The organism is Gymnodinialimonas ulvae, from assembly GCF_037543845.1.
GTDB classification, from domain to species: domain Bacteria; phylum Pseudomonadota; class Alphaproteobacteria; order Rhodobacterales; family Rhodobacteraceae; genus Gymnodinialimonas; species Gymnodinialimonas ulvae.
Window position 1 is genome coordinate 743,651 of the sequence record NZ_JBBIFX010000002.1, and the last position, 22,013, is coordinate 765,663.

The following is a 22,013-nucleotide window of genomic DNA, read 5'->3' on the forward strand; positions in this document are numbered from 1 at the left end:
AACCCTCAGCGCGCGCGGTGGACATGGGCCGATTGGACCAGACCGAAGGCCACCATCAACACCAGCATCGCAGAGCCGCCGTAACTGACCAGGGGCAATGGCACCCCGACGACCGGGGCAAGCCCCATGACCATCGCCATGTTGACCGCGAAATAGAGGAAGAAGGTCACCGCCACCCCCATCACCATCAATGACGCGTAGCGATCGCGCGACATCAACGCGGTGGCGATGCAGAACACCAGGATCAGCACGTAGAGCAGCAGCAGAGAGGCCGCGCCGACAAAGCCGAATTCCTCGGCCAAGGTCGGGAAGATGAAATCCGTGTGGCTTTCCGGCAGGAAGTCGCCTTGGATCTGCGTACCTTGCATGAAGCCACGCCCAGTCCACCCGCCGGAGCCAAGCGCGATCTGGCTTTGGGTGATGTGGTAGCCCGCGCCAAGGGGGTCGCGGGTCGGGTCAAGGAACGTGTCGATCCGCGCGTATTGGTAATCTGCAAGCAGCGCCCAATCCGTCCCACGGCTGGCGAAAACTGCGGTCACCGTTCCGACAGCCAGAGCTATGACAGAGGCGAAATAGAGCCAATGGACGCCTGCCATGAAGATCACGGCACCGCCGCCCATCAGCATCAAAAGCGAGGTGCCGAGGTCGGGCTGGATGAAGGTCAGACCCACCGGCACGCCGATGATCAGCAAGGGGATCGCCACGAAAAGCGGGTTCGAGACCTTTTCGAGATCGAGCCAGTCGTAATAGGCCGCCAGCATCATCACGACGGTGATCTTGGCCATCTCTGAGGGTTGCAGCCGCATGAACCCAAGATCGATCCAACGCTGCGCGCCACCGCCCGTGGCCCCGAAGAACTCCACATAGATCAGCAACAGGATCGATATGGCGTAGGCCAGCACCGACATGTTGCGCCAGAACCAGATCGGCACCAGCGCCACGATGATCATCGCGATAAAGCCCATGCCGAAACGCTGCATCTGCGTCTCGGCCCAGGGTTGGAACGAGCCGCCCGCAACAGAATAGAGCATCAGGAACCCGACGCAGGCCACGCTGATCAACAAAAGCGCCAGCGCCCAGTTCAGGTGAAGGATCTTTGACCAGCCGGTGGGCGCGGATTTGACGTTGTATTCGAGAAAGCTCACGCGTCCTGCCCCCCCCGTCCCGGCGTGCGGCCCGACGGCTGTGGCGGGGCCTCGAAGATCGGGAGTGTGCGGTGCATGGTTTCGATGTCGCGGCGCTGACTGACCGGGTAGAGCTCGGCCGGGGGCACATCGCCGACCTGTGCGCGCAGAAGGATGTCACGCCCGATCGGCGCCGCCGCGACTGAGCCGCCGCCGCCATGCTCGACAATCACGGCCGCCGCATAGCGCGGATTGTCATAGGGTGCGAAGCCCACGTAGAGCGCATGGTCGCGCCGTTCCCACGGCAGATCCTCGTTGCGGATCACACCCTCGGCACGTTCGGCGGCAGTGATGTTGCGCACCTGACTGGTGCCGGTTTTTCCCGCGATCGAATAGGCATCGTTCGTCACGCGGCTGCGGAAGGCGGTGCCGCGATTGTCGTTGTTCACCTGCCACATGCCCTGATGGATCAGGGCAAGATGGTCGGGGTTTACGCCCAGATCCTCGGGTGTGCGCCGGAGCTGCGGAACGCCTTCCACCGAGCGGATCAAGTTCGGCTCCAGCATTTTGCCGCTGGCCAGCCGCGCCGTCATCACGGCCAGATGCAGCGGCGAAGCCAGGACAAAGCCCTGCCCGATGGAGGCGTTCAGCGTATCGCCGACAACCCAATCCTCCGAGAAACGGCGGCGCTTCCAATCCATCGTCGGGGCAAGCCCTTCGGCGATCCCGCTCATCGGAAGATCATGGCGCACGCCGCAACCAAGCCGTAACGCCATGGCGGTGATATTCTCGATCCCGACCCGCTGCGCGAGTTCGTAATAATAAACATCGCAGGATTGGCTGATGCTTTCGAGCAGGTTCATCCGCCCATGCCCGCCGCGCCGCCAGCAATGGAAGCGGCGATTGCCGATTTCCATATGGCCGGGGCAGGCAACCGTTTCGTCCGGAGTGATGAAGCCGCCTTCCAACGCGGCCAGAGCCACAACCATCTTGTAGGTCGAGCCCGGCGGGTAAAGGCCTTGGGTCGCCTTGTTGGCCAGCGGGCGGTAGGGGTCTTCGTTCAGGCCGTTCCATTGCGTCTGAGAGATGCCGCGCACGAACAGGTTGGGGTCAAAGGTCGGTGCGGAAGCCAAGGCCAGCACATCGCCGGTTTCGCAATCCATGATCACGGCACCCGCGCTTTCGCCGTACATGCGGGCCTCGACATAGTTCTGTAGCCCTGCGTCGACGGTCAGTTGCACATCGCTTCCGGGCGTGGCCGGGTCGCGGTCGACCTCGCGCATGATCCGTCCCGAGGCGTTGACCTCCACCCGGCTGGTGCCGGCGCGCCCGCGCAGCATCGCTTCGGCCTTGTCTTCGATATTGTAGCGACCGACCTGAAAATCAGGAATTTGCAGCACCGGGTCCGTGTCCCCCGTCTGCTCCAGATACCAATCCGAGACCGGGCCGACGTAGCCCACAACATGCGAGAAATCCGCACCCAGCGGATAGACCCGACTGAGCCCCACTTCGGGGTTCACACCGGGAAGCGCGGGTGCGTTGACGGCCACCGCCGACAGCTCCTCCCAACTCAGGCGGTCGGCGATGGTCACCGGCACGAAAGAGGGGCGATTGCGGATCTCTTGCCGGGCCCTTTCCAGCGACACGAGGTCGAGGTTCACGAGCCGCGCCACCTCGTCGAGGACCGCGTCCACATCGCCGGCATCCTCGCGCACCAGGGTGATGCGGTAATTCTGCTCGTTTCCGGCAAGAAGGACGCCGTTGCGATCAAAGATCAGGCCGCGAGCCGGAGGCAGGAGCCGGAGGTTGATGCGGTTTTCTTCGGCCAGCAATCGGAAATCATCGGCGCGCTCGACCTGAAGATAGCGCATCCGTCCCGCGAGAATCGCGGCTGTGCCCACAAACAGACCGCCCACCACAAGACCACGGCGCGTGACCGTGCGGGCGCTGTCTTCAATTTCACGTTGCGTGCGTTTCATGGGTGATGACGGATTTTCAAAGGGCTTCCAACTCGGCAGGGCCAAGTTTACGCAAACCAAACACAAATTTCGAGACGGCAACGACGATCGGGTAGGTCACAATCGTGACGATCCCCTGCACCAACGTAAGCCCGAGCGGGTCGAGATCCACCAGCAAGATCCACAAAACCAGCCGGTTGAGCAAAACCATGCCCATGATCGTGACCGCCACGCCGCCCCACTCCAGAAGGAACGGAAATTCCGACATCGTCAGTCGTCTGCGCCGTAGGCTTTCGGAGGCTAGAAGCACCAGCAGGGTCCAAAGACCGGGCGGACGCTCGAACAGGAAGTCGGCCAGCAGGAACACGCACAAAAGCGAGCCAAGCGGCACCACCGCCGGTTGCCGCAACATCCATGCAAAAGCCAAAAGCAGCAGAAGATCCGGGCCCGGCACGCCGACAGCGGCGAGGTTGAGGGGCAACAGCTTCAGCGTGATCAAAGTCAATGCCGCCACCACGAAGAGCGCGCGGTAGGTCCAGACATGGCGGGTTGAAAGCGCACTCATGTCATTCGCTTTCGTCCGGGTCCGGCGCCTCTGCACGCGCGGAGGGATCGGGTACAAGGGCCCCGCTCTGATCCACGACCATGCCGACGGGCGGCCAGGGTGGGCCGATCAGGTCGGCGGGATCATCCAGTGTCGTGCCGGGATGGCTGCGCATCACGCGCAGGAAATTCAAGCGCTGCAAATCCGCAGACAGGCGCCCGCGCAGGCGACGGTCAGAGGTGAAAACCACTTGCCCGACCAGCAAACCCGGTGGAAACAACCCACCATCTCCGGAGGTCACGATCCGATCACCGGCGGCGATATCTTCGGGGTCTTCGACAAAATCCAGCACTGGGTTCGCGCTGTTGTCACCCATCAGGAGAGCTTGTTGACCCGAGGGCATGATCGTCACAGGAATGCGGCTGGCGGCATCGGTCAGAAGCATCACCCGCGACGTGCTATCGCCGACGCCAGAGATGCGGCCGACCACGCCGAGCCCGTCCATCGTCGCCCATCCGTCAAGAATGCCGTCGCGCGCGCCAACATTCAGAAGGACGGAGCGGCGGAACGGCGAGCCGCTGTCGGCCAGCACGATGCCGGTCACGAAGGTCAACTCCGGGTCCAGTTGCACACGGTTCAGATCAAGCAGGCGCGCGTTTTCCTGTTCCAGTTGCAGGGCCGCTTCGCGCCAAGCGCGCATTTGCTGCAGTTCGCGGCGAAGTTCCTGATTTTGCTCAAAAAGACGGGTATAGCTTTGGAAGTCTTCGGCCATGCGCGCGATGCCGGTGATCGGCGCCATCGCCCATTCCATGTTGGGCACATAGCGGTCGACGATGGCGGCCCGCATCCGTTCCATCCGCGGGTTGTCGATACGCCAGATCAGGACCAGCGAGACAAGCAAAAGCACCAGAACCGCCAACAGCAAACGCCGGACGGGTCGCGTGTAGGAATCGTCGTAACTGTCCCGGGCCAAAGGATGCCTCTCGGGGGTTGGCTTGGATTAACTGTCGTAATCTATCGCATGACGCAGGAGATTCTCATACTCCAACGCTTTGCCGGTGCCGAGCGCCACGCAGTTCAGACTTTCGTCAGCCACGCTGATGGCAAGACCTGTCTGCTCACGAAGGGCCAGGTCCAGCTCGCCCAGAAGTGCGCCACCACCGGTTAGCATCACGCCGCGATCCACGATGTCAGCGGCCAGATCGGGCGGGGTCGCCTCCAGCGCGCCCATAACGGCCTCGCAGATCGTCTGCACGGGTTCGGCCAGCGCTTCGGCAACCTGCGCCTGGCTGATCTCGGTTTCCTTGGGCACACCGTTGAGAAGGTCGCGCCCCCGGATGCGCATCGACGCGCCGCGCCCGTCGTCGGGCATTCGTGCGGTGCCAATAGAGGTCTTGATGCGTTCCGCCGTCGACTCACCGATCAACAGGTTATGCTGCCGCCGCAGGTAGCTGATGATCGCCTCGTCCATCCGGTCACCACCCACGCGCACCGAACGTGCGTAGACGATATCGGCCAGTGAGAGAACCGCCACCTCGGTGGTCCCGCCGCCAATGTCCACAACCATGGACCCGGTCGGATCAGTAATGGGCATGCCTGCGCCGATGGCCGCCGCGATAGGTTCCGCGATCAGGCCCGCTTTACGCGCACCCGCGCCCAAGACCGATTGGCGAATGGCGCGTTTCTCTACCGGGGTCGCGCCGTGCGGGACGCAGACAATGATCTTCGGCTTGCTGAACGTCGTGCGCTTATGGACCTTGCGGATGAAGTGCTTGATCATCTCCTCGGCCACGTCGAAATCGGCAATCACGCCGTCGCGCATGGGCCGGATGGCCTGAATGGACCCGGGCGTTCGACCCAGCATCAGTTTCGCGTCTTCACCGAAGGCCAGCGCCTTTTTCACGCCGTCCTTGACCTGATAGGCGACCACCGAGGGCTCGTTCAGGATGACGCCCCGACCACGCACGTACACGAGCGTATTCGCCGTCCCGAGGTCAATCGCCATGTCGGACGAGAAGAGGTTGCCAAGAAATCCGACCATGAAGCGTCGTCCGTTCGTCAATTCAAAAAAGGGCCTCCCCTTCACGAGGATGCCCACCAGAGTCTCAGGCATATAGACGTTAGACCCTTAACGCCGCAAGGGGCGCGGTATCGGACGGGCGGTCAGGCGCGGCGTGCGCGGTCCCGGTCCAACGTGGCCTCCAAGCCGCGTCGGCTGAAATCCACGGCCTCCAACAAGCGCTCCGACAGCAGGACCGGGGCGTCGATGTCGCGTATGCGAAAATGCGCATGAACGATGCCATAGGGTTCATAAACACAAGCCACATTGCCCGCGTCATAATGCAGGGCCCCACCCCCAAGCGACGCAGGCGGCCCGAACGCCTTGTCCATCTCCTCGAAGAACACCTCAGGGTCCCGGACCTCCAGCCCTAGTCCGCTGCCTTGCGGCGCAACCGGATCAGCGAACATCCGCACGCCAAACGACAGCATCGAGGCATGCCGTGACGCAAACGCGGGCACTGACAGTGTCTGCTTGCGGCGGATGTGGGTGTAGACCCGCAGACCGCCGCGCGCCTTGAACATGGTTTCGGGATCAAGCGCGAAGACCGACCGCGTCCCGCCATCGAAGTCCGTGGCCATGATCGCCAATCCCGTCACGCCGCTGTCGAATGTCGATAGGTCCTGCAACACAAACCCATAGGGGCAGGGGTCACCTTCTTCGACGACCCCGACCCCGGCCAGCGCCTTATGCCAGAGCCCGAGCCGGTCGAGGTCTTGCAGCAGGCCGACGAACAATTGCGCTTCCATGCCCAAGGGGCGGTCATGGAACGTGACCGGGTCGCGCGGGGCGGCGTCGTCGGCTATCACGATGCTGCGGCACCGTTCGATCCGCCGCCGCAGCACGTTGTATTGCGCGGCGACGTCGGCCTCGATTCCTCCCCCGAATTCAGAGGGCATGGGCACGCCTTGCCGTCGACCCACGCGCGCACAAGGCCCTATCCCACATCCTTGTAGCTGACCTCTTTCACATCGCCGCCGGTCTTCTCGCGGCGCACGATCAACCGGTTCAGCGCGTTCACATAGGCCTTCACGCTCGCCACCACGGTATCAGTATCCGCCGACTGGCCCGTGGCGATGCGCCCGTCTTCCGCGACGCGCACGGTCACGGTCGCCTGCGCGTCCATGCCTTCGGTCACGGCGCTCACCTGATACAGCTGCAAGACGGCCTCGTTCGGGTACAGCGCCTTGACCGCGTTGAACGCCGCATCCACCGGGCCGTCGCCTTGCGCCGTCGCCTGCATGTCGTCATTGCCGACCCGCAACGTCAGGTCGGCCGATTGCGGCGCTTCCGTCCCGCAGATCACGCGCAGGAACTTGACCTCCAGATGGCCCTCGCCGTCGCTGCCCGCATCCGTGACCAGCGCGATCAGGTCATCGTCGAAGACTTCCTTTTTGCGATCCGCCAGCGCCTTGAACCGCACGAACAGATCGTTGAGCTGATTGTCGGCCATGTCATAGCCCAGATCCTTCAGCTTCGACCGCAACGCGGCGCGTCCCGAGTGCTTGCCCATGACGATATTCGTCTCAGTCAGACCCACGTCTTCGGGGCGCATGATTTCGAACGTATCGGCGCTTTTCAGCATGCCATCCTGGTGAATGCCGCTCTCATGGGCAAAGGCATTCTTGCCGACAATCGCCTTGTTGGGCTGCACGTTGAAGCCCGAGACAGTCGCAACCCGGCGGCTCAGGTGCATGATCTTGGTCGAGTCGATGCCGGTGGTGTAGGGCATGATGTCGTGACGCACCTTCATGGCCATCACGACCTCTTCCAACGCGGTGTTGCCCGCCCGTTCGCCCAACCCATTGATCGTGCATTCGATCTGCCGCGCGCCGCCTGCGACCGCAGCCAGCGAGTTGGCCGTCGCCATGCCGAGGTCATTGTGACAATGCGTGGCAAAAATGATTTCATCCGCACCCGGAACTTCGGCGATCAGGCGACGGATCAGATCGGCGGACTCAACCGGCGCTGTGTAGCCGCAGGTGTCGGGGATGTTGATCGTGGTGGCACCCGCCTTGATCGCGATCTCCACGGTGCGCGCCAGATAATCCCATTCGGTCCGCGTCGCATCCATGGGCGACCATTGGATGTTGTCGCACAGGTTGCGGGCATGGGTGACCGTCTCGTGGATGCGGTCGGCCATCTCGTCCATCGTCAGGTTCGGGATGGCCCGGTGCTGCGGTGAGGTGCCGATAAAGGTGTGAATGCGGGGGGATTTAGCGTGTTTGACGGCCTCCCACGCCCGGTCGATATCCTTGAAATTGGCGCGCGCCAGCCCGCAAATTGTCGAATTCGCGGCGTTCTTGGCAATTTCCGATACGGCAGCGAAATCGCCCTCGGAGGCAATCGGGAAACCTGCTTCGATGATGTCGACACCCATCTCGTCGAGCAGGCCGGCAATCTCCAGCTTTTCGTCGTGGGACATCGTGGCGCCTGGCGATTGCTCGCCGTCCCTCAGGGTGGTGTCAAAAATCAAGACGCGGTTTTGGTCGGTGGTCATGTCGTGTTCCTTAGCGGTGAAATGTGTCTCCGGCGCTATCCCTCCCCTGAGCGGTCGCGCCGAATGGCACGCTCAGAGGCGGCTAAGGAGGAGAAGGCCAAGCAGGCGCGCGCAGGCCGGGGCCGCGCGGGTGGGAATATGAGGCTGCTTGGTCAACATGGATCGCACGATACACCGGAAATCGGAAATGAAAAGCCCTTGGAGCTGGGTCCGAGCGTTTCTCCTGGAATTCGGGAACGGACGCGCGGTTGCTCGCCCGTTAACTACACCCAGGTCCTCGCGTCCGTGCGCTCCGAGCCCTCCAAATGCGGGATCGCATTGAAGCTGGTCAGGAACGTGCCCCGCTCCACCACTCGAAACCGATGCACCGACGAGTTGAAAATCGGCAGCAACACTTGCGCCAGCCGGTCCATGTCCAATCCCAATGCGATGCGCAGTGACATCGCGATTACCCCGCCGGAGGTCACGCACATCACCCGCCGCCCCGGCACCGCCGCCTCGGCCAGGACCGTGGCAATCCGCGCTTCGAACTGGGCAAACGGCTCCGCCCCGTCGATTTCTTGCGCGTGCCAGGCTTTTAATGTCTGGGGGATGTGATCCGCGAAGTCCTGCTGCGTCGCTGGGATGCGGACGCCGTGGGTGATTTCCATGTCGCGGGCCAACGCAAAATAATCCAACTCGTTCAGGCGATCATCGGCATCGGCCTGGCCAAATCGCAGCCCCTCGGCGGTTTCGCGATGCCGCCGCATGGTGCCGCGGTAGACCTGATCAAACGGCGCTTCCTGGTCCGCAAACCAGTCTCCCAACCACTTGGCTTGTTGGTGCCCAAGCTTCGAAAGGCGGTCGTAATCCTCTTCCGTCGTGGCCCCGGAGTTTGCTTGCCCATGCCGGACCAGGATCAATTCACCCATGACGCTTTTCCTCTTTTGCCGCCCCGTCTAACGCGCCCTGCGCTTGACGCAAGCCCGCATGGCCTTACCTGCCCACGCCATGATCAACGCACTTGTCATCGGAGCGTCCGGCGGGATCGGGCAGGCCATGGTGGCCGAAATGCGCGCGCGGGGCGGCAACGTCACGGGCCTGTCGCGTCGCGCGGATGGGTTTGACGTGACCAATGTGGACGCCGTAGACGATATCCTTGGTGCATTGCCTGGTCCATTTCACACGGTCTTTGTGGCCACCGGTATCCTCGCGGCGTCTGGCCACACGCCCGAAAAACAGCTCTCCGCAATGGATCCGCGTGCCATGGCCGAGGTTTTTTCGGTCAACACCTTTGGAACGGCAAATGTCCTGCGCCACTTGCCGCGACTTTTGCCCAAAACGGGTCGCTCGGTCAGTGCCGTTTTGACCGCGCGCGTTGGGTCCATCGGGGACAACAAGATCGGCGGTTGGCACAGCTACCGCGCGTCCAAAGCGGCCGCCAACATGTTGGTCCATGGGGCGGCCGTGGAATTGAAACGTACCCACCGTGACGCCATCGCCGTGGCTTTGCACCCGGGAACGGTCGCCACGCCGTTCACGGCGGACTATGCCGCCAAGAACAAGACCACGCCGGCCGATGAAACGGCGCGCCTGCTGTGCGATGTGATGGAGCGCCTCAAGCCCGAGCAATCGGGCGGCTTCTACGACTATTCGGGGGCCGAGGTCCCGTGGTGAAACCGCGCGTTGTCGTAATTCTGGGCGACCAGCTGTCGCCCGAAATCCGCGCGCTCCGCGAGGCCGACAAGGACCGCGACGTGATCCTTATGGCCGAGGTCGGTGACGAGGCGACCTATGTACCCCACCACCCCAAGAAGATTGCGTTTCTTTTTGCCGCGATGCGCAAATTCGCCGAAAGCCTCCACCGTGATGGCTGGACCCTGCGCTACACCAAACTCGACGATTCCGATAATGCCGGCTCAATCCCCGGTGAAATCCTGCGCGCCTGCGAGGAGACCGGAGCCGAAGAGTGCCTTGCCACCGAGCCCGGAGAATTCCGTCTGATCGACGCATTGGAAGAGATGCCCATCCCGGTCCACATCTTTCCCGACGATCGCTTCTTGTGCTCGCATGGCGAATTCGACGCTTGGGCCGAGGGCCGCAAGGAACTCCGCATGGAGTTTTTCTACCGTGAGATGCGGCGCAAGACGGGGCTTCTGATGGATGGCGACAAGCCCGAGGGTGGCAAGTGGAATTACGACCACGACAATCGCAAGCCGCCCCCCGGTTCAATCGATGCCGCGCCGATGCAATTCACGCCGGATGAAACGGTGGAAGAGGTCCTGACGCTGGTCGAGGCGCGCTTCGGGAACAATTTCGGCGCGTTGCGTCCATTCTGGTTCGCCACTGACACCGCGCAGGCCCGCCGCGCCCTGAGCCATTTCATCAAGACGGCCCTGCCGCGATTTGGCGATTTTCAGGATGCGATGATGGAGGGGGAGCGGTTCCTCTATCACTCGATCCTGTCGATGTATCTCAACGCGGGATTGCTGAGCTGGACGGAGATCTGTGCCGCCGCCGAGCAGGCCTACAAGGATGGCGACGCGCCCCTGAACGCGGTCGAAGGCTTCATCCGGCAGATCGTCGGATGGCGCGAGTACATGCGCGGGATCTACTTCAGGGAGGGCCCCGCATACACGCGACGCAACACGCTGAACCATGACCGCAAGCTGCCCGGTTTTTACTGGGATGCGGACACCTCCATGACATGCCTGTCCGAGGCCGTGGCCCAAACCCGCGATGAGGCCTACGCCCACCATATTCAGCGTCTCATGGTCACAGGCAATTTCGCGCTTTTGTCCGGGATCGACCCGCACGAGGTGCACGAATGGTACCTTGCCGTTTACGCGGATGCCTACGAATGGGTCGAGGCCCCCAATGTTATCGGGATGAGCCAATTCGCAGATGGCGGTGTCGTGGGATCCAAGCCCTATGTTTCGGGCGGGAATTACATCAACAAGATGTCCGATTATTGCAAGGGCTGCGCCTACGACGTGAAGGTCAAGACCGGGGAGGGGGCGTGCCCGTTCAACTATCTGTACTGGGCGTTTCTGGACCGACACAAGGCGCGGTTTGGCAAGAACCCCCGTATGGCTCAGATGTACCGAACCTGGATGCGGATGTCTGAAGAAAAACGGGCCGATACCCTGCAAAGCGCAGAGGCTTTTCTCGACCGTCTGGACAGGGGAGTGCGGGTTTGAACGGCGTATGGTCCGCCCCGATTTTGGGACCGGCGCGTATCATGTTAGGATCTGATTAAAAGCGCCGCGTGATCCGAGTAGCGAGCATGGCCAGAGCCGACAACAAGACCCGATTTACCGCGGCGGACGTCACCGCATTTCTTGAGTCGGTCGAGCACCCGACCCGCCGGGCCGATGCGCGGATGTTGAATGCGATGTTTCGCGCCGTCACCGGCTTCACGCCGCGAATGTGGGGGCCAACGATCGTGGGGTATGGGCGCTACGATTATGTCTATGACAGCGGGCGGGAAGGGTCATTTCTCGCCACGGGCTTCAGCCCGCGTAAAGCGAACTTGTCGATCTACATCATGCCCGGATATCAGGACTACTCTGAGATTTTGGCGCGCCTTGGGAAGCACAAAATGGGAAAATCGTGTCTTTACATCAACAAATTGGCTGATGTTGATGCCGCGGTTCTGGAGGAGTTGATCCGCGCGGGCTTGCGCGATCTGAGTGCGAAATGGGTGGTGCATCCGGTCTGATCACAGGTGATGCGAAGGTCAGACCTGCGTTTTCGCGTCGATAGCGTGCAAAGTGAGTGCGTCCTGAGGCTCAACCCAAGTCAGGGCATCGTCAACTTGCCTTCTCCCAATCCTGAACTGCCGAAAATTCCCCGGGGGGAACCGACCCTTTTCCGCCAAGCAGATGCCCCGGCAATTCCATGCGGAACCGTGCCCCCGACAGGCCTTGCGAATGCAGCGGTGGGCGCAGGTCCAGCGATCCACCTCGGCTTTTGAGAAGTTGCGCGATGGAGCGAAGTCCGAACCCGTGATTGCCCATCCGCTCGGACCCGCGCGCGGTCAGATCCTGAAGTTGCGTGCCGGGTGCCAGGCCCGGGCCGTCGTCGGCCACATCCAAGAGCAGGAGGCCACGGACCTTATCCTCGCTCAAATAAACACTGATCCGCTCACCGGCAAAGCGCGCCGCATTCGACATCAGATTGCGCAGACCCATCTGCACCACAACCGCATCGCATTCCACGCGCACCTCGGGCAGGTCGAATTCAAGTGTCATTTCCGGGTCCACCATTGCCGCGATATCATTGGCCAGACGACCCAGATCGACATGGGTTGGCCGGGAGACCTGCCCCTTGTACTGTCTGCCGCGGTCCAGCGTATCAGAGATCTGAACCAAAGCCTCGTCGACGGTATTCGAGACAAGGCGCAGCAATTCCGTTTTGCCGTCGCCCATATCTTCAAACCCGTCGAGGATCAGGTCCACAAGACTCGACACGGTGGCCAGTGGGCTGCGGGCGTCGTGGGCCGCCATTGTCGAGAACAATCGCAAATCGTCGAAGCGGGCCGCCATTTCCGCTACGGCCTCCGCGGCGGCAAATTCGCGTTGCTTGGCCTCTGTCGTCGTGACGGCGATGCCAAGCACAACCTGTCCGTCGAACCCTTCCGGCTTGGACAGGGTCGTCTGCCACCAGGTCTCCCGCCCTTCGATCAAAAGGCATTCTTCGTAGGAAACCGGCTCATCGCCGGTTAGGCAGGCGGTATAATTCGCGGTCAGGTGCGCCGCCAGACGGGCGGGAAAGATCTCCTGCGCGGACCGTCCGGCAAAGACCGAGACGGGCAACCCCGCAACCTGTCCAAGGGCCGCGTTGGCATGGACGAATTCGATCCGCTTGTCGGGGCGTTGGATCAGGAGGAACATTGGAAGGTCAATCCCGTCCAGCCACATCACAAGCTGCTCAAGTGCGCGCGCGTGCGGATGTGGTGTAGGGTCGTCCATCCTGTCGTCCTCGTTGATCAGGTCGGCACTAATCCGACGCGATCCCTGCTAGATCACCAAGATTAACAATCGGTTTCCACGCAATCTATTCCCACCAGCGATCGACCGAGGCGATGTCGTCATCCGACCAGCCGAAATGATGCGCGAATTCGTGGATCAACACATGCGTGACCAACTCCGCCAAGGTGACATTCCCACGATCCACCCATTCATCCAGAATGGCACGCCGGAACAACCAGATCTGATCTGGTCCTTCGGGTTGGTCCATCACCGATTTCTGTGTCAACGGAATGCCGTCATAGAGCCCGGTCAATTCGAATGGATCGTCCATGCCCAAGTCGGCCAGCATTGCCGGTTCGGCCACCTCTTCGATCCGTATCACCACCGCGGCCGCAGGTGCCTTCCATGGATCGGCCAACGCATCGCGAGCGGCATATGCCAACTCTTCCAGTTGTGCGAGGCTTGGGGCGGTGTGATCGGCGTGGTCCATGTGCCCGATATGGACAAAACGCGCGCTCCGTGAAAGAGGAAGGGCCGCATTCGCTACCCAGAGGCCGCGCCCCATGACAGTCGTCACCCGTTTCGCCCCGTCGCCCACCGGATTTCTGCATGTCGGCAACCTGCGCACGGCGCTGTTCAACTTTCTGATCGCGCGCAAGGCGGGGGGGCGGTTCATCCTGCGCCTAGATGATACCGATCCGGAGCGTTCGACGCAGGAATTTGCCGATGCGATCCAGCGCGATCTTGAATGGTTGGGGATCGAATGGGATCAGCTGGAAAAGCAATCTGACCGGTTCGACCGATATGCCGCCGCCGCCGATGAGTTGCGCGCGAAGGACCGTTTCTATGAGGCGTGGGAAACGCCCACCGAGTTGGATCTCAAACGCAAGAAGCAGCTCAACATGGGGCAGCCGCCGGTGTACGACCGTGCCGCTCTGAGCCTGTCTGACGACGAAAAGACCGCGCTTCGGGCCGAGCGCGGTGCGGGCGTCTGGCGCTTCAAGCTCGACCACCAGCGGATCGAATGGACCGACGGCATTCTGGGAGATTTGTCCATCGATGCGGCCTCGGTCTCGGACCCCGTCCTGATCCGTGCCGACGGGCAGGTGCTTTATACGATTGCTTCCGTGGTAGACGACACCGACATGGGCGTGACCCATGTGGTGCGCGGCTCCGATCACGTCACCAACACCGCGACGCAGATCCAGATCATCGAAGCGCTCGACAAGACCACGCCCGCTTTCGCGCATCATTCGCTTCTGACCGGTCCACAGGGCGAGGCATTGTCCAAACGCCTGGGTACGCTGGCATTGCGCGATCTGCGTGAGCAGGGGATGGAGCCGATGGCCCTTCTGTCGCATATGGCACGCATCGGGTCGTCGCAGCCGGTGGAGCTTGTCGACAGCATCGACGCGCTGGCCGAAGGTTTCGACCTGGAGCATTTCGGCTCGGCTCCGACGAAATTCGACGTCGAGGACCTTTGGCCCCTGACCGCACGTGTCCTTCATGAAACGCCGTTCGAATTGGTCGCCGACGACATCGCGGCGCTCGGCGTCCCCGCCGACATCGCACCTGCTTTCTGGGACGTCGCGCGCGCCAATATCACCCGTAAGGCGGATATGGCGGACTGGTGGGCGCTGTTCCGTCATGGTGCGACCCCGCTGGTCGACGACGAAGACCGTGATTTCATCGCCGAGGCCTTCGCCATGCTGCCCGACGCGCCCTACGACGCGGATACTTGGGGCACTTGGACCAGCGCTGTGAAGGACGCCACAGGGCGCAAGGGCAAAGGCCTTTTCATGCCTTTGCGCAAAGCAGTGACCGGCCGCGAGCGGGGTCCGGAGATGGTCGATGTCATGCGCTTGTTGCAGGTCAAGCCGACGCTCTGAGATCGGCCCTCGCTTCCGCTCAGGAGGCGGCTGAGGCAGGTCTGATCCGGATCCAAGACCATTCCGATCAGGTCAGCCCGACCGGCGGTGGACGACCGTAAATATGAAATGTCGGTGTGTCAGACTCGTTGATGCCCGCCAGTGTTCCGCCAACATGTGGAGCCTATTGGTGGCGTTGAATTTTCATGTTCTTGGAACAAAGGTGGGCTGGCAGACGCGCCTGACCTGAGACACCTGCCAAAAGCCGCTGGCGCCCGCCACGTGTTGCGTGCAACGCTTCGGCCATGGCCCAGTCTCAAGCCGTCTTCCTTGAAGGATCTCTCTTCCGCCACATCTCGGTGATGTCGCTGACCTCCTCGCTCGGGCTGATGGCGGTCTTTCTGGTCGATTTCGTCGACATGGTCTTCATCTCGATGCTTGGCAAAGAGGAACTGGCCGCCGCCGTAGGCTATGCGGGTGCAATTTTATTTTTTACATCCTCTTTCGGGATTGGAATGGCCATCGCGGCGGGCGCGCTGGTGGCGCGGGCGTTGGGGGCAGGGAATGAGGCGCTGGCCCGCCGCCGTGCGGGCACAACATTGACCTTCGGTGTAATCTTCGGCGCCCTATTTGCCGCACTGGTCTGGGTCTATGTACCCACATTCGTGAGCCTGCTTGGCGCTTCTGAAACCACCCAACCGCTCGCCACGTCTTATCTGCGCATCATCGTGCCGTCGTTGCCGCTGCTGCTCGTGGGCATGGTTGGCGGGGCGATCCTGCGCGCCCATGGCGATGCGCGGCGCGCCATGATGGTGACGATCTGGGGCGGGGTCGTGAATGCGGTTCTCGACCCGATTCTGATCTTCGGCCTGAACCTCGAACTCACCGGGGCCGCCATCGCGTCGGTTTGCGCGCGCATTGCGATCTGCGTCATGGCGATCATTCCCATCATCCGTCATCACGGTGGCTTCGACCGCCCTGCGCTGCCGGATTTGCGGATTGACCTGACCCCGATTCTCGCGCTTGCCGCGCCCGCCATAATGACCCAACTGGCGACCCCTGTTGGGCAGGCCTATGTCACTCGCGCCATGGCGGATTATGGGGAGGACGCCGTGGCAGGCATGGCCATCGTGGGCCGGTTGACGCCCGTGGCGTTCGGCGTGCTCTTTGCACTGTCCGGGGCCGTGGGCCCCATCGTCGGCCAGAATTTCGGCGCGGGAAAACAGGACCGCGTGCGGCGCACCTACACCGAGGCGCTCCTGTTCTGCGCCATCGTGGTTGCCTTGGTCTCAGGGGTGCTGTTCGGCCTTCGCGGCCCCATCGCCGCGCTGTTCGAGGCGACGGGAACGGCGCGCGATCTTGTGTTCCTGTTCTGTGGACCGTTGGCGCTTTTGTTCTTTTTCAACGGTATGATCTTCGTCTCGAACGCGAGCTTCAACAACCTCGGTCATCCCTACCAATCGACCCTTGTGAACTGGGGTCGACATACGCTTGGTACGATTCCCTTCGTGATCCTCTTTTCCATGTGGTTCGGCGCGGAGGGCGTGTTGATCGGGCAAGCCGTCGGAGGCGTGCTTTTCGGCCTTTTGTCCTTTGTCCTCGTTCGCCGCATCATGGCGCAGGCGGCCTTGCCAACCCCGCGCGAGCCTTTCGCACGGGAGGGGCGCCTGCACGCATTGTTCCACATGCGTCGCTAAGGTGCCCAGATGCTCATCGGCAGGATGCGGCCCCACTTTGTCTCCATAACCGGTCCATGGGCATGGAGCCCTGCCTTTTCATAGGCGCGGATGGCGCGTTTATTGTCGGGGTGCGGATCCGTGACCACTGCCGGGGCACCGTCCGCGAACAGCCGCGCAAGAGCCGCCTTGATGAACCGGGGTCCGTGCCCCTTCCCAAGGAACTCTGGAGGGCCGATGAATTGATCAATGCCGCGTGCGCCATCCGGAAAGGCGCCGAAATGGTGCTGAAAATCCCATCCCTTGACGCTGTAGGTCTGCTGATAGGCGAATGGCGCTCCATCACAGCTTACAAGATTTAGCGACAGGCGCGGATCGGTCAGATCATCGGCATCGAAAAGCGGCCCGGCATCCCACCATCGCGCGACATGTGACAGGTCGCGCCACGCGGTTAAAAGGGGCAGGTCGGGCAAGGTGACGGGTTGAAACGTGTACCGTGCGCCGTTCACGCGTATACGGTGCTCCACCGTTCCACAAGCGCCTGTTGCAGGCGTTTGGCAGCCCGGTTGTAACTGCGCGATCCTTGCGGTCGCTCCCGTTGATCCTCGGGGATCGCGTCGCGCCGGTCGAGATCGGCACAGAAGATTGTAAACGCGAGATCACGCCCCGAAGGCGCCCGCGCATATCCCGCCAGCGCTGAGACGAAGTTGAGCGTCCCGGTCTTGGCGACAACCTCAACCGGGTGATCTTGCACCACATTGCCGTCGCGGTCGCGCATGGGGATGTCTTTCATCAGACTGCGCAGCTGGCTGTCCGGCCCAGAGGCGACAAGGGCGCGGGTCATGTCTTGGGGTCGGATGCGGCTCCCGACGCCAAGGCCCGAGTGATCGACGAAATGCACGTTCCGCGCGCCAAGCCGCTCCGCCATCCAACGCGCCATGGCATTGCCTGATTCGGTTAGGCCGCCGGGCTGTTGGCCGCCCGCCTGCGTCGCCATCAGCCCCATCACCTCGGCCGTCAGGTTGGTCGACCACCGCATCATTCCGCGCAGGATATCGTCCAGTGGATCAGAGCTATGCTCAACCAGGACCAACGCTGTCTCGGGGGCCGCATGCGCGTAATCCGGGGACGGTAGGCGCACGCCCTGTTCGGCCATCAGCGTCTTGAAAACATCGGCCATGTAGGCAGCGGGCCGACGCACCGGCAACCACCGTGCGCCCGACTCGCCCAAGGCCCCCCGCGCAACGGTCCAAGCGTCGTGATTGTCCGCGTCGGTGTAGGTGTAGACGGGCACCGTCCGTTCGGCGATTTGCATCCGAGCCACGCGGACCGTGGGCCTCAGATTCTCGGACCGCGCGTCCATCGAGATCGTGTAGTCTTCGCCCACGCGCTCCCACTCAAAATGCACCCTGTTGAAGTTGAGGTTCAGGGCAGAAATCGCCGGATTATACCCTACATGCGGTAGTTGTGCCGGGTCGATCTGCCAGATCTCGGGCAGTGCTCCGGTTGCAACACGGAACCGTCCCGTAACCTCGCGCACCCCCATTTCGGTCAGCTGCGCGCACATGGCAGCGAGCGCATCGGTATCGAAAATCGGGTCACCCGATCCGACCAACCAGAGATCTCCATCAAGCCGGCCGTCGGCCAAAACGCCGTCGGAAACCACTCGGGTACGGAACCGGTGCGCCGGGCCCACGCGGTCAAGCGCATAGGCGCAGGTGATCGCCTTGGCGACGGATGCCGGGGGCAGGGGATAGAGGGGGTTCACGACCTCCAACATCTCGCCCGTGGCGGCATCGGCGACGGCAAACCCAACGCGCCCGCCAAGGCCCGCATCGCGGATCAGATCGGAAGCCTCGGGGATCGTCCGGATCAGGAATCCATTCGGGCGCACCTGTGGCCTCAGGGACCGCTCCGGCGCAGCGCCCCAAGCGGCTGTGGCAGTGCTTGCAAGAAGCCCGCTGGCAAAGGTCCGTCTGGAAATCATGGTGTCGTGTCGTTTGGCAGTTGCTGGTAGAATAGCGCGCGTCGCGCCTTACTCTCAAGCCCTCGTAAGGACAGGTTTTTGTGACCAGCGGCGCAAAATTTCGCGCTTTGCCGACCTCTGCGGTGTGTCGCACTGCGCGACACAGAGATTTCGTGCCCCAATTGCGCAGTATGGATAGCCGCAGCGTGGTTGTCGGCAGGGGTCGCAGCGAGCAGCGTATGAACCGCACCGCTAGCCGGTCCCATCGCAACTATCTGACATGCGGTCTCGATAGGGCCCATCGCCTCTTCGTTCCAGTCTGTTCCGCCGCGGCACGAACCGTTTTCGATCCTGCGCTGCGGCTTGTCTGCCTCGGGTTTGCTGCGCTGATCCTTCTGGTGAAACCGGGCGGTGACATGGCGCGGGTCCCCGGCTTCGCGGTGTTCGCGGGGCGATTTTGTGACGGCGGACTGCGATAGAACGTTGGATTGGCGGCATTGCGCGGCTCTTTCGCCCGCGCGGATCAACCCTAGCTCCAGTCGCCCCGCGCGCGGATTTCAGATGAAGAAACATCGCGCATCGGCACATTCAAAAAGCACCAGGCGGGCGCATCCGCCTTGCCCAACAGCCGCGCCGCCGACGCCGGCAGTTTCGCATCTCGGTAGTGCTGCGCAGCCACGCTGGTGCGGGCCGAAATCCGTTGTCCGGGCCTGGCCAAAACGCCGATCGGCACATGGTCCATGATCCAATCCCAATGCTGCCAGCGGTGGAATTGCGCCAGATTATCCGCCCCCATCAGCCAAACGAACCGTACGCCTGGATAAAGCCGCATCAACGCTTCCAGCGTCGCGGCGGTATAGCGTGTCCCGATGCGCGCTTCGATGTCGGTGGCCAAGACCCTCGGATGTCGGATCAGCGCCTGCGCCGCCGCCATCCTCCGGTCCAGCGGCGCCGGTCCACGCCTCTTCAGCGGGTTGCCCGGCGATACCAGCCACCAGACCCGATCCAAGCCGAAGCGTTTCAGCGCTTCGCGGCTAACGTGAACATGGCCTTCATGCGGCGGATCGAAGGACCCGCCGAACAGGCCAATCACCTGGCCAGGCATCGCAAAAGGCAAGTCGTGGCGCATTATTCCCGCGCTCCGAAAGGTCTCGTGCCTTGATGGTGTGGCTTGGTAGGGGTGTCAATCGGAGGCCTGAGGGCGCGTGTCGACAGCAACGGCATCGCCCCGAGCGGCGTGAATTGCATCGGATTTGAATGAAAGACCAAGCGAAAAGAGAGCGAATGCGCCCAGGTCGTTAACAGTCGGTTGTGGTGCGTGCCGTAGGGTTTGAAGGACGGCAACCTAGCGGACTGATTTCAGTGCACAGGATCGAGATGGTATTCGGCGACTTCGCAGCGCTCCAGTTTCTCGCGAGACACTGGCTCAATACCTTCGTGGCCATCGAAGCTGCATTGATCTTGACGCTGTTGATCGCTTTCTGCCTTCTCCACATCAAAATTCGCGCCGCGCAGCGCGCGCAGGCCGTCCTGAAACAAACCAAACGCAGACTCGACGACGTCAGCGCGCAGGAAATGATCTTTCGTTCCGTGGCGCAGCACGCCAGTGACGGGCTTTTGTATCAGGATATGGAGGGGCATATTCTCTGGGCCAACAGCGCCTATTGCCAGAGTTTGGGATGGGCACTTGATGAGATCATTGGGCGCAAACCGCAGGAGTTTTGCTTCCCGCCCGAGCTTCGACCGACCGATGCCGAAATCGCGGCATTTCGGTTTGACCCCTCGGCCGACACGCTCCAATCCTTCCAGAGGCATCGCAATATCCGTCGCAACGGGGAACCCTTCTGGATCGAATTCAGTCAGGCAATGGTCGAGCCTCAGCCAGGCGTTCACCGTATGATCCTCGTCTCGCGCGACGTGACCTCGCAGGTGCGCCGCGAGGAGGAGCTTCAAGCGGCACAGGTCTTCCTATCGCAGGCCGCAGACCATGACGCCTTGACGGGTTTGCTGAACCGCGCGGCCTTCCTGCGCGGCGTCAATGCGGCTCTCTCCGGCGATTCTCCTTCGGCGGAACAATCGCCGGAGAGGCGGATGGGCTTGGTTTATATCGACCTCGATCATTTCAAGGCCATCAACGATAGCAATGGCCACGCGGCGGGCGACCGAATCCTGATCCACATCGCTGAAGCCATGAAGGAAACCGCAGGGTCCGATGGCATTTGCTGCCGGATCGGGGGTGACGAATTCGTAATGGCGCTGCCTGGCATTGCGGATTTCGAAGCGCTGCAATTCCTTGCGGATGCAGTGCTCGACCGCATCCGAACGCCGATCGAGGTGTTCGACACAACGCTGCAATGCAATGCGTCCATCGGCATGGCGTTCAGTGACGGTGGCGAGACGACCGCCGAAGATCTCATCCGCTCGGCCGACTTCGCCCTCTACGAAGCGAAGGTTCCCGGCGCGCCCGCTATCGCCCGCTACGACGCCCAACTGCACGAACGGCAGGAGCGCGAGAATGCGATGATGGAGGAATTCATCGGCGCGCTCGACAACGACGGCATCACCTTTCAACATCAGCCGATTCTGGATGCGCGCAGCGGCAAGATCCGCTCATTCGAGACGCTTGCGCGTTGGACCCGCGCAAACGGAGAAGTCATCTCACCGGACCGGTTCCTGCCCTTCGCCGCGCGCGTCAACCGAATGACCGACATCGATATCGCAGCAGTGCGCGCGACCGCATCACTCGTGGCGGAATTGCAGGCACGCGGTCACAGGATTCTTGGCGCCTTCAACACCTCATCCGAAGCGTTGGCCCACAGTGACTTCCTCACCCGCCTCGAGGAAGAAGCCAAAGCCGCGGGCCTTACCTCCGACCGCCTGATCGCCGAAGTGCTCGAAACCACGTTTTTCGGTGCCGACACCACCGACAGCGTCGCGGCGGCCCGCATCAATGAACTGCGTGAGCGCGGCTATACCGTCTATCTCGACGATTTTGGCGTCGGCTATGCGGGCTTAGCGCATCTGGGACAGCTGAACGTCAGCGGTGTGAAACTTGACCGCAGCCTTATTGCCAACGTCACGCGCGACCGCTCGGCGCGGATCATCACCACATCAATCCTGCGCTTGTGCCACGCCCTTGGTGTCGGCACATTGGCCGAAGGGATCGAAACCCGCGAACAGGCCGAGTTCATCTACAAACACGGCTGTTTCCGTCAGCAAGGCTTCGGTATCGCCAAGCCGATGTCGCGCGCGGCCTTGATAGAGACGGTCGAACGCAGCGGCGACTTCGTGCTCCCCTCCGAACACGCAAGGCCTGTGGATCTGCGCGCCGCAGGCTGATTGCCCATCCCGCCTGGCCCGCGTATG

Annotated in this window: 20 protein-coding genes and 1 pseudogene; 7 read left to right on the forward strand and 14 right to left on the reverse strand. The window is 62.1% G+C overall.

Annotation, left to right across the window (positions count from 1 at the left end):
- Positions 1-5: 5 nt before the first annotated feature.
- From rodA to V8J83_RS13550, 8 genes are all read right to left on the reverse strand, one after another.
- A complete protein-coding gene (gene rodA, locus V8J83_RS13515) occupies positions 6-1,145 on the reverse strand; it encodes a rod shape-determining protein RodA (RefSeq protein ID WP_339986929.1) in 1,140 nt (379 codons plus the stop codon).
- On the reverse strand, positions 1,142-3,103 hold the full coding sequence (mrdA, locus tag V8J83_RS13520) for a penicillin-binding protein 2 (RefSeq protein ID WP_339986930.1): 1,962 nt from the start codon (positions 3,101-3,103) through the stop codon (positions 1,142-1,144). Before mrdA ends, rodA begins: the two co-directional genes overlap by 4 nt.
- Before the next feature lie 16 nt (positions 3,104-3,119).
- Positions 3,120-3,647 carry a rod shape-determining protein MreD gene (locus V8J83_RS13525; protein WP_339986931.1) on the reverse strand — a complete coding sequence of 176 codons (528 nt, stop codon included), beginning with the start codon at positions 3,645-3,647 and terminating at the stop codon, positions 3,120-3,122.
- Position 3,648: 1 nt separating this feature from the next.
- Positions 3,649-4,599 carry a rod shape-determining protein MreC gene (mreC, locus tag V8J83_RS13530; protein ID WP_339986932.1) on the reverse strand — a complete coding sequence of 317 codons (951 nt, stop codon included), beginning with the start codon at positions 4,597-4,599 and terminating at the stop codon, positions 3,649-3,651.
- A 27-nt stretch (positions 4,600-4,626) separates the two neighbouring features.
- Entirely contained in the window at positions 4,627-5,667 is a 1,041-nt protein-coding gene (locus V8J83_RS13535; protein WP_339986933.1) for a rod shape-determining protein, read from the reverse strand.
- A 122-nt stretch (positions 5,668-5,789) separates the two neighbouring features.
- Positions 5,790-6,584: a hypothetical protein gene (locus V8J83_RS13540; RefSeq protein WP_339986934.1), complete on the reverse strand. Its 795-nt coding sequence runs from the start codon at positions 6,582-6,584 to the stop codon at positions 5,790-5,792.
- Positions 6,585-6,622: 38 nt separating this feature from the next.
- Positions 6,623-8,185, reverse strand: a complete 1,563-nt coding sequence (locus V8J83_RS13545; protein ID WP_339986935.1) for a 2-isopropylmalate synthase — start codon at positions 8,183-8,185, stop codon at positions 6,623-6,625.
- A gap of 263 nt (positions 8,186-8,448) precedes the next feature.
- Positions 8,449-9,096: a histidine phosphatase family protein gene (locus V8J83_RS13550; RefSeq protein ID WP_339986937.1), complete on the reverse strand. Its 648-nt coding sequence runs from the start codon at positions 9,094-9,096 to the stop codon at positions 8,449-8,451.
- Between the two features lie 79 nt (positions 9,097-9,175).
- Here V8J83_RS13550 and V8J83_RS13555 point away from each other — a divergent pair, with 79 nt between their 5' ends.
- The 3 genes from V8J83_RS13555 (at position 9,176) to V8J83_RS13565 (ending at position 11,885) form a co-directional block, all read left to right on the forward strand.
- Positions 9,176-9,841 carry an SDR family NAD(P)-dependent oxidoreductase gene (locus tag V8J83_RS13555; protein WP_339986938.1) on the forward strand — a complete coding sequence of 222 codons (666 nt, stop codon included), beginning with the start codon at positions 9,176-9,178 and terminating at the stop codon, positions 9,839-9,841.
- Entirely contained in the window at positions 9,838-11,364 is a 1,527-nt protein-coding gene (locus tag V8J83_RS13560; protein ID WP_339986939.1) for a cryptochrome/photolyase family protein, read from the forward strand. The genes V8J83_RS13555 and V8J83_RS13560 overlap by 4 nt, the downstream gene beginning before the upstream one ends.
- Before the next feature lie 86 nt (positions 11,365-11,450).
- The gene (locus tag V8J83_RS13565; RefSeq protein WP_339986940.1) at positions 11,451-11,885 is read left to right on the forward strand and encodes a DUF1801 domain-containing protein; all 435 of its coding nucleotides are present in this window, start codon (positions 11,451-11,453) and stop codon (positions 11,883-11,885) included.
- 91 nt (positions 11,886-11,976) lie between these two features.
- Here V8J83_RS13565 and V8J83_RS13570 read toward each other — a convergent pair whose 3' ends face one another.
- Positions 11,977-13,137, reverse strand: coding sequence for a sensor histidine kinase (locus tag V8J83_RS13570; protein WP_339986941.1), 1,161 nt, complete (start codon positions 13,135-13,137; stop codon positions 11,977-11,979).
- A gap of 85 nt (positions 13,138-13,222) precedes the next feature.
- A complete protein-coding gene (locus tag V8J83_RS13575; protein ID WP_339986942.1) occupies positions 13,223-13,627 on the reverse strand; it encodes a metallopeptidase family protein in 405 nt (134 codons plus the stop codon).
- Between the two features lie 73 nt (positions 13,628-13,700).
- On the opposite strand from V8J83_RS13575, the gene gltX reads away from it, so the two are divergent.
- On the forward strand, positions 13,701-15,026 hold the full coding sequence (gene gltX / locus V8J83_RS13580; RefSeq protein WP_339986943.1) for a glutamate--tRNA ligase: 1,326 nt from the start codon (positions 13,701-13,703) through the stop codon (positions 15,024-15,026).
- A 284-nt stretch (positions 15,027-15,310) separates the two neighbouring features.
- On the forward strand, positions 15,311-16,702 hold the full coding sequence (locus V8J83_RS13585; RefSeq protein WP_339986944.1) for an MATE family efflux transporter: 1,392 nt from the start codon (positions 15,311-15,313) through the stop codon (positions 16,700-16,702).
- Here V8J83_RS13585 and V8J83_RS13590 read toward each other — a convergent pair.
- The 4 genes from V8J83_RS13590 to V8J83_RS19070 form a co-directional block, all read right to left on the reverse strand.
- The gene (locus V8J83_RS13590; protein ID WP_339986945.1) at positions 16,699-17,190 is read right to left on the reverse strand and encodes a GNAT family N-acetyltransferase; all 492 of its coding nucleotides are present in this window, start codon (positions 17,188-17,190) and stop codon (positions 16,699-16,701) included. The two genes, V8J83_RS13585 and V8J83_RS13590, sit on opposite strands and share 4 nt — an antisense overlap.
- Positions 17,187-18,575 carry a D-alanyl-D-alanine carboxypeptidase/D-alanyl-D-alanine endopeptidase gene (dacB, locus tag V8J83_RS13595; RefSeq protein WP_339986946.1) on the reverse strand — a complete coding sequence of 463 codons (1,389 nt, stop codon included), beginning with the start codon at positions 18,573-18,575 and terminating at the stop codon, positions 17,187-17,189. Before dacB ends, V8J83_RS13590 begins: the two co-directional genes overlap by 4 nt.
- A gap of 601 nt (positions 18,576-19,176) precedes the next feature.
- Positions 19,177-19,776: a nicotinate-nucleotide adenylyltransferase gene (locus tag V8J83_RS13600; RefSeq protein ID WP_339986947.1), complete on the reverse strand. Its 600-nt coding sequence runs from the start codon at positions 19,774-19,776 to the stop codon at positions 19,177-19,179.
- Between the two features lie 230 nt (positions 19,777-20,006).
- A complete protein-coding gene (locus V8J83_RS19070) occupies positions 20,007-20,249 on the reverse strand; it encodes a hypothetical protein (RefSeq protein WP_439649789.1) in 243 nt (80 codons plus the stop codon).
- Between V8J83_RS19070 and V8J83_RS19075 the strand changes: the two are divergent.
- Positions 20,223-20,537 (forward strand): annotated as a pseudogene (locus V8J83_RS19075) (PAS domain S-box protein); the annotation flags it as partial. The gene V8J83_RS19070 and the pseudogene V8J83_RS19075 overlap by 27 nt on opposite strands.
- 6 nt (positions 20,538-20,543) lie before the next feature.
- A complete protein-coding gene (locus V8J83_RS13610) occupies positions 20,544-21,986 on the forward strand; it encodes a putative bifunctional diguanylate cyclase/phosphodiesterase (RefSeq protein ID WP_339986949.1) in 1,443 nt (480 codons plus the stop codon).
- Positions 21,987-22,013 lie beyond the last annotated feature (27 nt).